The 12,330-nt window shown below is 44.0% G+C and carries 13 protein-coding genes and 1 tRNA gene; 11 read left to right on the top strand and 3 right to left on the bottom strand.

Going from position 1 to position 12,330, the window contains the following annotated elements; genetic code table 11:
• The first annotated feature begins 153 nt into the window (after positions 1-153).
• Both FILTAD_RS04815 and hprK read left to right on the top strand, forming a co-directional pair.
• The gene (locus FILTAD_RS04815) at positions 154-1,119 is read left to right on the top strand and encodes an alpha/beta hydrolase (RefSeq protein WP_124069382.1); all 966 of its coding nucleotides are present in this window, start codon (positions 154-156) and stop codon (positions 1,117-1,119) included.
• A 131-nt stretch (positions 1,120-1,250) separates the two neighbouring features.
• Positions 1,251-2,165, top strand: coding sequence for an HPr(Ser) kinase/phosphatase (gene hprK, locus FILTAD_RS04810; protein WP_124069381.1), 915 nt, complete (start codon positions 1,251-1,253; stop codon positions 2,163-2,165).
• A 75-nt stretch (positions 2,166-2,240) separates the two neighbouring features.
• On the opposite strand, the gene FILTAD_RS04805 is transcribed toward hprK, so the two are convergent.
• A tRNA-Asn gene (locus FILTAD_RS04805) sits at positions 2,241-2,312 on the bottom strand.
• Positions 2,313-2,454: 142 nt separating this feature from the next.
• Here FILTAD_RS04805 and FILTAD_RS04800 point away from each other — a divergent pair.
• Entirely contained in the window at positions 2,455-2,604 is a 150-nt protein-coding gene (locus FILTAD_RS04800) for a YfhE family protein (RefSeq protein ID WP_124069380.1), read from the top strand.
• Between the two features lie 162 nt (positions 2,605-2,766).
• The gene (locus tag FILTAD_RS04795; protein WP_124069379.1) at positions 2,767-4,230 is read left to right on the top strand and encodes a protein adenylyltransferase SelO; all 1,464 of its coding nucleotides are present in this window, start codon (positions 2,767-2,769) and stop codon (positions 4,228-4,230) included.
• Between the two features lie 124 nt (positions 4,231-4,354).
• Here FILTAD_RS04795 and FILTAD_RS04790 read toward each other — a convergent pair whose 3' ends face one another.
• Together FILTAD_RS04790 and FILTAD_RS04785 are read right to left on the bottom strand one after the other, a co-directional pair.
• Positions 4,355-4,735, bottom strand: coding sequence for a hypothetical protein (locus tag FILTAD_RS04790; protein WP_124069378.1), 381 nt, complete (start codon positions 4,733-4,735; stop codon positions 4,355-4,357).
• Positions 4,736-4,844: 109 nt separating this feature from the next.
• Entirely contained in the window at positions 4,845-5,282 is a 438-nt protein-coding gene (locus tag FILTAD_RS04785; RefSeq protein WP_124069377.1) for a helix-turn-helix domain-containing protein, read from the bottom strand.
• Positions 5,283-5,515: 233 nt separating this feature from the next.
• On the opposite strand from FILTAD_RS04785, the gene FILTAD_RS04780 reads away from it, so the two are divergent.
• The 7 genes from FILTAD_RS04780 to FILTAD_RS15945 all read left to right on the top strand — a co-directional run.
• Positions 5,516-5,791: an AbrB/MazE/SpoVT family DNA-binding domain-containing protein gene (locus FILTAD_RS04780; RefSeq protein WP_124069376.1), complete on the top strand. Its 276-nt coding sequence runs from the start codon at positions 5,516-5,518 to the stop codon at positions 5,789-5,791.
• Between the two features lie 753 nt (positions 5,792-6,544).
• Positions 6,545-7,726, top strand: coding sequence for a ParM/StbA family protein (locus FILTAD_RS04775; RefSeq protein ID WP_124069393.1), 1,182 nt, complete (start codon positions 6,545-6,547; stop codon positions 7,724-7,726).
• 11 nt (positions 7,727-7,737) lie between these two features.
• Entirely contained in the window at positions 7,738-8,280 is a 543-nt protein-coding gene (locus FILTAD_RS04770) for a hypothetical protein (RefSeq protein WP_124069375.1), read from the top strand.
• Positions 8,281-8,569: 289 nt separating this feature from the next.
• Complete coding sequence (locus FILTAD_RS04765; protein WP_124069374.1) at positions 8,570-9,415, top strand: class I SAM-dependent methyltransferase; 846 nt, start codon at positions 8,570-8,572, stop codon at positions 9,413-9,415.
• Positions 9,416-9,428: 13 nt separating this feature from the next.
• The gene (locus FILTAD_RS04760; protein WP_345788886.1) at positions 9,429-10,058 is read left to right on the top strand and encodes a histidine phosphatase family protein; all 630 of its coding nucleotides are present in this window, start codon (positions 9,429-9,431) and stop codon (positions 10,056-10,058) included.
• Between the two features lie 281 nt (positions 10,059-10,339).
• Positions 10,340-11,995 carry a ribosomal protection-like ABC-F family protein gene (gene abc-f, locus FILTAD_RS04755; RefSeq protein WP_124069373.1) on the top strand — a complete coding sequence of 552 codons (1,656 nt, stop codon included), beginning with the start codon at positions 10,340-10,342 and terminating at the stop codon, positions 11,993-11,995.
• A 112-nt stretch (positions 11,996-12,107) separates the two neighbouring features.
• On the top strand, positions 12,108-12,330 hold a 223-nt coding region (locus tag FILTAD_RS15945; protein ID WP_203229652.1), incomplete at its 3' end, for a hypothetical protein.

Raw genomic sequence — 12,330 nt, 5'->3', positions numbered from 1 at the left:
TAAAGTATTCAACTATTCATATGGGTTGAAACACAGTCATATTGTTCCTTGGCAATTTCATGCAATCGGTATGATTTCTTTCATTTTCACTTGTTTTTCTACTATACTATTCATAGGCATTATGCATGCCTAAAGACGGAGACGTAAAGGGGAATGAGTAAGATTCGAATTAATTGGAAGAAGGTTGTTATTCTTTTTTTCGCTGTCTTCCTGGTATTCCAAATCATTGGCAGCTTCTTTTTCTATGGATTGGCGGTCAAACGGGGACCAAAAGAATTCTTGCAGGAAAATGCTGATTTGGAAGTGTCGAACCAGGCAATGGACCTATTTTTGAAAGGCGATTGGATAGACTGGGTGGCAGCACAAAAGTTTGAACGCCTTACGTTACCATCACGCGACGGACTGAAACTGTCAGGCTACTATTTGCCTGCGTCAAAGCCAACAGATAAATTGGTCATTTTAACGCATGGCTATTTAGGCAACGCAAAGCAAATGGGACTATTTGGACAGTATTATCATAAAGAGTTGGGTTACAACATTTTCATGCCTGATGCACGGGGGCATGGAAAGAGCGAGGGGGATTATTACGGCTTCGGTTGGCCGGATCGTCTGGATTTGATTGATTGGACCGAACTTTTGGTCAAGAAGCTTGGAGATGATACTGAAGTGGCCTACCATGGTTTATCGATGGGGGCGGCGACCGTTTTAATGGCTAGTGGAGAAGAAGAACTTCCAGGCCAAGTTAAGGCTATTATAGCGGATAGTCCGTATGAGTCCGTCTATCAATTATTTGCGTACCAAATGAGTCGGATGTTTCATCTGCCTGCATTTCCGTTGTTGGATAGCACCAGCGTGTTGACGAAAATCAGGGCGGGGTATTCATTCAGGGAGGCCAGTGCACTGAAGGCGGTGGAGAAGGCGAATGTCCCGATTCTGTATATCCACGGGGAAAGTGATACATTCGTTCCGACGGAGATGGCAGAGAACTTGTATCAGCATACATCAAGTGACGCGGAACTCCTACTTGTTCCGAAAGCAAACCACGGGGAATCCTTTGCATTGGCCAAAGAAGAATATAAAATGAAAATGGATCATTTTCTGAATCGCTATATTGACTAGTGGTGATTATAGCCATTCGTTGGCAATCAGCATTATTTCATTCAGATACAAAATTGTAATGCCTGTAGTATTTTAAGGGCACAATTAGACAAAGTGGTTGAGATTGGAAGACCAAAGAATAGGGGAACGTCATGAAAACGATTACGATTGAAGAGATCATTAAAAAGTTTTCATTGGAAGTATTAAGCGGGCAGGACCAATTGCATCGTGTTGTCAAAAAGTCCAAGGTCCGCCGACCGGGGTTGGAGTTTATGGAGAAATTCGATTTCATCGCAACGGAATATATCCAGATTCTCGGGAAAAATGAAGTCAATTACTTGCATACGCTGACAATCGAGGAATGCAAGATGCGGATTGGAAATATTGTTCAATATGATCCACCATGCATTATTATCACCTCTCAACAGGAAGAACCTTTGGGTCTGATACAATATTGCACGGAAGAAAAGATACCGGTGTTGCGCACGCCTGATTCCATGAGTGAGCTGAGTGCGAAATTGGATGCGTATGTTGTGAAGGCGATGGCGCCGGAAATTGCAATTCACGGCGTTTGCGTCAATGTTTCAGGGATAGGCATTTTGTTGCGCGGCAAGTCGGGTGTTGGAAAGAGTGAAACGGCCCATACACTGATTGGGCGGGGACATCGACTTGTAGCCGACGATATCGTCGTGTTGAAAAAACTGAGTCCGCAAACCCTTCTTGGCACACACGATGAAAACAATAAAGAATTTCTTGCCTTACGTAGTATCGGCTTGTTAAATGTGGTGCGCCTATATGGAAGGGCCGCATTCCAGGAAGAAACGCGGATTGCGTTGGATATCGAACTGACGAAATGGGAGGATAATGCGCTGAACAATGAGTTGGAGTTGGAGACGAAGTTTGTGGAATACATGGACGTTAAGATTCCCCATATCCAAATTCAACTCCAACCGGGGCGGGACATTTCGGGTTTGATCGAAGCTGCGGCGAATAACTGGTATTTAAAGCAACAAGGCTATAGTGCTGCGGAAGAATTCATGAAACGGATTGAATCAGATATTGAATAACTCTGTTGGACAACCACGCATCACATAAAAAATGCCAACCCACTATATGATGGGTTGGCATTTTTGTATAAGGAACTCCGAAAGTAGGAATCGAACCTACGACCGATCGGTTAACAGCCGATTGCTCTACCGCTGAGCTACTTCGGAATGGGGGATTTGCTCCTCAAAACTTATTATGGACAGGATTCAGATTTTTATTCATTACACCCTTACAATTTTTTCGTAATGTCTACAAACTGATTGAATTGGAAAAACTTAAGTCAATCCCATGGGGAGAGGAGGTATGGAAATGAGCGAGAAAAGGGCACCACATGAACAATTAACGGAAAAAAATAACGGATCGAGTAGCATGCAAGAAGTTTTGTACCAGGAGGAATATAAGAAGGCGGATAAAGTTAGGAAAGAGGAAGAGAAGAAGAACAACCAGCAAACGAAATAGTGACTAAAAAACGATTGCCATATTGTGCAATCGTTTTTTACTGAAACGCATTCGACTGCTGTCACTCATGCAAATGCGAAAGTTTGATTTCTTGTGACCGTTCTATCTATCATGTTAGCTTTAGTGACAGGTACCAATACGAAAGGCTGAAAAGGAGAGGTTATGACAATGAGCAATGAAATAGGATGGAACTTCGACAACAGTTATGCCCGTCTACCTGAATCATTTTTTTCCTTCACCGACCCAATTCCTGTACGCTCGCCAAAGTTGATCATTCTTAATGACCGGTTGGCGGCTTCTCTGGGCCTGAATGTTGAGTCGTTGAAAAACGGAGATGGCGTAGCTGTGATGGCTGGAAATCGGATCCCGGGAGGTGCATCTCCACTCGCGCAAGCCTACGGGGGACATCAATTCGGTCATTTCAACATGTTGGGCGATGGCAGGGCTATACTACTAGGCGAACAGATTACGCCTCAAGGCAAGAGGGTAGATATTCAGCTTAAGGGTCCTGGTAGAACGCCGTATTCCCGCGGGGGTGATGGTCGTGCCACACTTGGACCTATGCTGCGCGAATACATCATCAGCGAGTCCATGCACGCGCTTGGTATTCCTACCAGCCGTAGTTTAGCGGTTGTGGCGTCCGGTGAGTCGGTAATCCGTGAAACCGAGCTACCTGGTGCAATTCTAACCCGTGTGGCTAGCAGTCATCTGCGCGTCGGTACTTTTCAATACGTTGCAAGATGGGGCACAGTTGAAGAACTCCAGATTCTAGCCGACTACACACTGAAGCGCCATTTTCCAGAAGTGGGGGCCGGCGAGAACCGCTATCTTTCGCTACTTGAGGAAGTGATCAAGCGTCAGGCCGAACTTATTGCCAAGTGGCAACTGGTCGGTTTTATTCACGGGGTGATGAACACGGATAACATGACCATTAGTGGAGAAACGATTGATTACGGTCCTTGCGCTTTCATGGATACTTATGACCCGGCGACGGTGTTCAGTTCCATTGACACCGAGGGGCGCTATTCGTATGCCAATCAACCGCTATTAGCTCAATGGAATCTTACACGTTTTGCTGAATCCTTACTGCCACTGTTGCATGATGATCAAGAGCAGGCCGTTAAACTAGCCCAAGAAAAGATTGAAGAATTTACTGGTTTGTATCATTCCAATTGGCTCACAGGAATGCGGGCGAAACTAGGTCTATTTAACAAAGAGGAACACGATGAAACTCTTATCAATGACCTCCTCGGTATGATGAAAAAATATCGTGCTGACTATACTAATACCTTCCGCGCATTAACTGTTGATATACCGGAAGATACGGTTCTGTTTGGGACGTCAGAATTCACCAGTTGGTACGAGCTCTGGCATGCGAGACTAAATAGGCAACAAGAATTGAAAACCGCCTCAAATCAGTTGATGCAAAACAGCAATCCTGCAATAATCCCGCGGAACCATCGCGTTGAAGCTGCACTGGAAGCTGCAGTGGAACAAGGAGACTATAACGTGATGGAACGCCTGGTGGATGTTCTTTCAAATCCCTATGCGCACTCCAACGAGCAGGTTGAATTCACTACACTGCCTAAGTCGAAAACCCCTTATCGGACCTATTGTGGGACCTGAAATATTGGGTGCCTGTCGCTCATATTAGTTTTGGTGACAGGCGCCATTGTTGTAGTTTCGAATCAATCCATCAGAGCCTCCAACAAACCTCCGTTAGAAATACATATCTCCCACCGCATTGTTTCTATCGGTAGAAAAACCCCTCAACCGCTACGTTATAATCCATAAAAGCATCGCTAAATAACGCTTTGACGATGAGTTCACGCAAAACGCCTGAATAGTAGCCGGGCAGATTCCGTACTTTTTTCAGTTTAGTTGCCTGCACAGAAATTTGCAGGGTTTGTAGCGCTAATACTTCAAAAAGCTCCCCTTTATCCTCATGAATACTGAATTTCAGCATTCGACTAGACTGATGTCGATAGACACCAAAAATGTTGCGTGCTAGTGTATCCTCTCCAATCGTTGAGGAAAGGAGAACTTTCATTTTACCGAAAAGAGATGTAGGCAACACTTCCGGAGGAGACGTTCTTTTAAGATCTTTGGAACTTGAAGATTTATCGCGCATTAACGGGCAGTAAGGCCCCCACTTAAATTCTTTGAGGAAACAAGAAGAAATAAGAAGAAATAAGTGGGGGGTCAACTGCCCGTAAAAGCCCGAATGGTTCAACTAACAATCAGAGGGGGATGGACCCCACTATGATTGAATTTTCAGTTTGCGAATCGGCCGCTTGAACCTTGTTGTCTGAAGGCTTGTCCGCATCTTCCCGACTGTTCAACTTCGACTGGTCATTATAAGGTTTAATGGCGTAAATGTTGGCGCCGAGACCGCTCATGACGGGGCGGATATAGTGAATGCGTTCGATGATATCAAGTTGTTCCAATTTGCGGATTGCACGACGTACAGTTGCGTTTGATTTCTCTAGAGTCTTTTCGATTGTTTCATGTTTCAAATGTGCAGCACCATATTTGACGGAGTAGTGGCGAATCATATCAAGGACAGCCCGCTCAGTTTTGTTCATATTATCCCAGTTGGCTGAAACATGTTGCTGTACTGCCTCGTCCAAATCGTGCTTGTTTGTGAAGTGTGCGTAGTCTGCCAGGTATGTAGTCATTGAAAGTATCCCCTTTTATTCTTTATATAGAAGAGAACAAGGGAAAAGGATACATCAGATTAAAAAATAGTTAATCAATGTGAAACAGGTGTGAAAGCTATCGAATTCAAGGTTCGGTAAATTGAATAAAGGAAGTTTTGAGATTACTAATTAAAATAAGTTGCGGTTGTTATATTAATCCTGTAAAGTTCAATTACACTAGCAATTTAAAAATAATAGGTAGGTGGAACCGAATGAAAAGCACAGGCGTAGTGAGAAAGATAGACCAATTGGGTAGAATTGTAATACCTAAAGAACTCAGAAAAACGATGAGCATCAACGAAGGTGATCCAATGGAAATATTCGTCGAGGAAGATCTAATCCTTCTTAAAAAGTACAATGCACAGGGCGCTTGTATAGTAACGGGCGACGTTTTAAGTGAAAACAAGGAGTATGCCCCTGGTTTAATCTTAAGTCCAAAGGGTGCGGAAATTTTATTCGCGAAGTTGAGAGATTCTCAAGAGGTTTAAGTTAAAGTGTAATCTCTATAAATAAGGTATCTGGTTCCGAAGCAATTTAAAATTGTTTTGGAAGCGGATACCTTATTTTTGTTCGGTTGACTTATAGACTAAGAGCAAGTTTTCTGTTTCTGCATGTCGGTTGCACCGTTAAAGTGAGATCTGGTACTGTGCAACGTTTTCCCAAAGAAAGGTCAATTCCACTACGAATGGCGTACATATCAGTGGTGTTTCTAGAACGAGCTCGATACATGTCTTGAAAATGGCCACCTGCGTGGTCACAGTGCGGATATAAATGAGGAGTATAGTTTAGTATTCCGTTTCTTTTAAAGGCGTGTTGGAAGGGCTACTGTGAAGTCGATTTCTTTGGGTGGAACTTGTAATTCACTTCAAAAAGGCAAGAAAGTTCTATTTTTGAAATGAAATTGAAGGATATGATGCCCATTTACATAAAAATGATTTCTGCACCGGATTGTATAAAGGGAAGAAAAAAGTAAATGAAGCCCTTACATTATCCTATTTATGGATGTATACATTAATAGTAATGTTGTACACGATTATGTATACATATGTACACAAATAAGTAAACAAGTATACAAACACGTACACATCCAGTGTTCATATAGGTATACGGTATTGTGTACATGTATACAAATAAGTACACAACATTACATTTCCATGATAAATCATTAAATAGGATTGACAATCGTCGAAATTCAGATAACATTTTAGTAGAAGCATAGACGAATGGGAAGGGTGATTTCTTTGACAGAATCTCGTATTGCAGCAATTGACGTAGGAAATGATTCACTGAAAGCAATTTTTGGCAAACTCGAAGCAGAGCTCAATATACCGAATGTAATTGCGCAGGATATTGCAGATCGTCCGGTTATCGGTATTGAGGAATTGAACAATCAAGAGCCGACGGATGGCATTCATATTCGTTTGCACTCCCCTACATTAAAAGACAACAACTCAATTTACCGTGTAGGAAACTTAGCAACGAAAAGCGGGAGTTCAACGGAGTTGGATCCAGGAAGCAATAAATCCGAAGAAGATCAAACGCTTGTCATGTTGTTTGCGGCACTAGCATTAGATGCGGCACGGGATGAAAATAAAGTGAATTTCAAACGTAATAATAATGTAATCGAGGCTACGTATACACTGGGAACTGGACTTCCGCTTAGGGAAGTGAAGGAAGGGAAAGATGTTGGTTATCGTTCTCGATTGCTTGGTTCTGTTCACCAAGTGGAGTTTCTTGTTACACCTAAATACCAAGGCATAAAAGTGAATATTAAGTTTGATGAAGTGAAAATATATCCAGAAGGTTTTGCCGCGTTTATAAACCTAGTAATGGATAATAACTTGAATGTCATTAACAAAGAGTTGATTGACAAACAAATCCTGATTCAAGATATCGGTGGACTTTCAACGGATGTTGCAGTCATTAAAAACCGCAAAGTGGATGATGACAAGGCACAAGGATTCAACTTGGGCGTTTCGGAATCATTGGATGCCATTCGGGAAGAAATTTACGCTAGGCATGGCGTAGAGTTGGATAGCCGCCTGGATGTTGTGGATATTATTACGAAGAAAAACGACCGTAATCATATTATGGTAAAAGGAAGTCGGACAAGTGTCCATGATATCGTAGACCGGATCTTGTTAGACTTGGCGAAAAAACAATACCGCCACTTACGGAATATATGGCAAAGAAATTCGCAATCGGAAATCTGCTATTTCATCGGTGGGGGATCGATTGTCTTAAAAGAGTATCTTAAAACATTGAATAATAGTTTAGATGGCTATAACATCGATTTCTTTGAAGATGAAAAAGAAAGCGTCTGGATGATGGCCAACGCTTATTACAAATTAATCTCAGATTTCGCTAGAAAAAATAAAAAAGTACAACTTGAAGAAGAAAAAAAGTTCGCTAAAACAAAATAAGGTGATAAGTCATGAGTGAAACAGGATTGAAAAGGGGTCAGCCCATTACGTTCCGTCTCCCTGCAGATACAACTGATCACACTTTGAGGCAATTGCAAAAGTTAAAAGAAGTCGAAAGAAGAAACTTTTCCAGTAAAATTGCCGAGTTCGTGATAGACGGGGTGAATGACTCCTTATTAAAGCATCGTGAGGCTATCGTGATTCCTTTACCAAAAGGGTTAAGTAAAGCGCAACGGGCCTGGTTAAAGCATGAACATTCCGAAGCACTACTCGGAAGTATCGTCTATCAGCTGATGTCCGATCCAAACCGTGCGGCTGCCCTTTTTGCATCACTGAACAGCAATGCACTCGAGGTGAACGATGCCTTATATCTTCAAGAAGAAACAGCTGCTGCTGAAGAACCGGTAACGGAAAACGACTCCATGAGCACCGATTTTGACGATGATCTGGATAACTTTGATTGGGAATCGATGAAAGATACAGGCAATACGCCCGTTGAAGAGGAAGAAGAAGTGGATCCCCTTGGTGACTTCCTTGCGCAGATGAATAAATAGTATCTGGGGTCTTGGTTTTAAACTAGTTTTGATTAGTATTAATTGAAAAGAATCCTACATCATTTAAGGCGGCAATCCATTCGTTATGGGTTGTCGCTTTTTTAATGGTGATTTGTATTTCAACGCGCAAAAAGAGGAGATAGGGGTTGTTAGCTCGAATAGAAATGTTAGAGTGGCTTTTTGGATAAGACTGATTTATTGATTATGACATACAAGATTTAAATGTAGCTTGGACATCGATCTACTCAATGGGGAGACTCGATACAGATAGAAAAAACGGGGTGTATAAATGAATGCTGAAGCAATTAAATATATTGTTGAATGTATGGCGACGACTGATGGACTGGATGCTATCCAACGGATCCAGACAGAGCATCGACTGAAACTTGTGGAATTCTGGGGAATCGAAGAGGGGAGCCGTGTGTTGGAAATCGGCTGTGGACAAGGTGATACGACGGCTGCATTGGCCTACTCCGTCGGAGAAGAGGGATTTGTGCAAGGGGTGGATATTGCATCACCTAGTTACGGCGGTCCGATCACCTTAGGGGAAGCTGCCCGTCATCTGCAAAACTCGAAGTTGGGGAAACAACTGGAAATGACGTTTAATATAGATATTTTAGATGCTACCGTTGATTTTCCGGAAGAAGCTTTTGACTATATTGTGTTTTCACACTGCTCTTGGTATTTGCAGTCAGCCGAGGAGTTGGAGGGACTGCTGCGGAAAATTAGAAAGTGGGGCAAAAAGCTCTGTTTTGCTGAATGGGATGCGCGAATCCAAACGGTTGAGCAATACCCTCACTTTTTAGCTGTACTCATCCAATCCCAATATGAATGTTTTAAAGAGAGTAGCCTTTCAAATATACGTACGCTGTTTACGCCTGCGGACATAAAGCGCATTCTGAAAAACGCTTCCTGGACCATTGTCGATGAACAATCCATTTATTCGCCTGATTTGCAGGACGGGAAATGGGAAATTGACATGACAGTTGACGATTATAAGACGGAGATAGGGGTGCTTGTTGATGTACCTGGCAAATTAAAGGCACTCATCGAGTCTGAAGTCGGTTTGTTGGAGGAAGCACAAAAGAATCATACAGTAAAACCGCTGTCCACTTATGTCTGTATCGCACAATAAGGGGTACTTGTCTATGTTTTCCTGGGACTATACAGGGGAAAAGAGTGGCGAGGATGATTCTGTTTGGCATTCATCGCAAAGGAAATGGGTTGAGGAAATGGAGAAAACAATCTATATTGTACGCCATTGTTCCGCGGAGGGACAATCGCCTCATGCGGATTTAACGGCGGAAGGGATACTGCAGACAGAGAAATTAGCGGCATTTTTTGAAGGAATCGAAGTGGATCGAATTATTACGAGCCCTTTTGTACGGGCGCGTATGACGGCTGAGCCCATTGCCGTTTCAAAAGGCATCCATATGGAAGGAGACAGCCGATTGACGGAGCGCATTCTTAGCTCGCAATCGTTGGAGGATTGGCAAGTGAAGTTGAAGATGTCCTTTTCGGATCTTCAGCTAAAATACAAGGATGGCGAGTCTTCCAGCGAGGCGATGGCCCGGATATGTGCTGTGGTGGATGGGCTTGGAGACGGTTCACGGACGGTGCTCGTGACACATGGTAATTTGATGGCGTTGTTGCTTAAACACTTTGATGATCGGTTCGGGTTTAAGGAATGGCAGGAGTTGACGAATCCGGATGTCTACCGCGTACGGGTAAAAGATGATGGGGCGCTAGTGGATAAAAATTGGTCCGCGGAAGTTTGAATAATTTGAACCCTTGATGTATAATGAGGATAGAAATGCATAATTATAAAGAGAAAGGGATGACGGGTGGACAATGATTAACTAATCTTGCAGTTTTCGTGAAATTGAATTTTTGATTCGAACGAAAAACAGGATTGGTCTGTCCGCTATTTAGTTGTTCTCGATCTCTTTGCGTATGCAACGGGTTTTTTGAGTTACAAAAAAATGTGGATACAAACTGACTGATCCTTCCGATACGATTTCGGAGGGATTTTTTATGCCCTCTTTTAGGAGGAATGAACATGCTGATTGGAACAATTTCGAATGTGTCATTTGTACATGGCGAAACAGTGATTTTGGACGGTGTGACTGCGGATCTGCCGGAAGGGGCGTGTATCGCGGTTGTTGGCGCGAATGGCGCCGGGAAGACGACGCTATTGTCAATCCTGGCAGGGGAGGTTGCCCCTACGTCGGGTTCGGTTGCCTGGGTTGGAAATACGCCTTCTGTGACGTATTTCAGGCAAGAACAACAAGACGAAGGAATAGTCGATTGGGAGCGGACGGAAACCCCCATGAACCGCAGCAAATGGCATGTGCCGAAAAAGGCTACCTATGCATCTGCAAGCGGTGGAGAACGGATGAAGATGCGTCTTTCGGCTGCGCTGGCGGAGAAAAGCAGAGTTGTTTTGTTGGATGAACCAACGAACCATCTCGATAGCACCAGTTTGGATGAGCTTATCCGGATGATCAATGAAAGGGAAGGTACGTATATCATCGTGTCGCATGATCGGCATTTCATCGACAGGACGGCTGATTTTGTAGTTGAAATCGAGCACGGAAAGTTGACGGTGTATAAAGGGAATTATACAGATTATCGGAAGAAGAAAGATGCGGACCGGGAAATCCAACAGAAGCATTATGAGCAGCAACAACGGAAAATTGTGCAGGTGGAAGAACAAATTGCGGTGTTGGCGCATTGGTCCGGGAAGGCGCATGCGGAATCGACGAAAAAGGGCGGCGCCAAAGAATATTATCGAAAGAAGGCGAAGAAACGGGATATACAAATTCGCTCCAAGCGTAAGAGATTGGAGGCGGAGCTTGAGAAAGACCGTATCGATAAGCCGGCGGATGAAGTGAGCGTTTCTTTCGACGTCAAAGGACAGCATAAAAAGGGAAAACGGGTTATGGAATTGAAAGCCGTCCGCAAAGCATTCGCAGGGAGAGAGTTGTTTAAAGACGTTTCATTCACCATACTGGCGGGGGAACGGATTGCGCTTGTAGGACCGAATGGTGCAGGGAAATCAACGCTGTTTAAGATGGCGCTCGATGAAGAGGGGTATGAGGGTGAATTGTGGAAAACGGGTGGGATGAAGATTGGTTACTTGAGTCAAACGGTGATGGACCTTCCCGATGAGATGACGATGGCGGCATACTTCCATGCGGAAACTTTTCAGGAACAAGGGAGGATTCGTATTCAGTTAACGAATCTTGGTTTTTCCGAGAAGCACTGGAATTTGCCACTTTCCGCACTGAGCCAAGGCGAGCGCGTGAAAGTCAAGCTGATGCAGTTCGTTTTGGAAGGAATGGATGTCCTGTTGCTGGATGAGCCGACCAACCATCTCGACTTGCCTTCCAGAGAAGAACTGGAGAAGACATTGGAGACATTTCCTGGAACATTGCTGTTCGCTTCACATGACCGCTATTTCACGGAACGCATGGCGGATGGATTGCTTATTTTTGACGGTGAGACCATCCGCAAGATGCCGATGACGTTGCAAGAATGGGAAGAACGACGGGCCTTTTCCCGAACAGATCATACAGCAGCGGAACGGATGTGTCTTGAAACGGAAATGCAAGCAGTCCTTGGAAAATTGAGCCTACTGAAACCCGGCGACGACGCATATGCCGAGCTGGATAAGGCTTTTAACACGTTAAGTCTGCGGTTGAGGGAGTTGTAAGGGTGTAGAAAGATTTGATGGAAGAGTAATGAAAGGATTGATAGCCGACTCTAGGAGTTTTCGATGAGTCGGCTTTTTCTTGTGAAACATAATGTGTTGACGAAACCCCACCGTGCTCAATCAAGCTCTCGAACCGATCAATCCGGGGTGCGCCACGCTCAATCAAGCACTCGAACCGATCAAACCGGGGTGCGCCGCGCTCAATCTCGTACTCGAACCGATCAAACCGGGGTGCGCCGCGCTCAATCTCGTACTCGAACCGATCAAACCGGGGTGCGCCGCGCTCAATCAAGCAATCGAACCGATCAAACCGGGGTCGCCGCGCTCAATCTCGT

The organism is Filibacter tadaridae (genome assembly GCF_900609045.1).
Classification (GTDB): Bacteria; Bacillota; Bacilli; order Bacillales_A; family Planococcaceae; genus Sporosarcina; species Sporosarcina tadaridae.
Note: the sequence above shows the minus strand (reverse complement) of the source record. Positions and strands in the feature narration are given on the sequence as shown.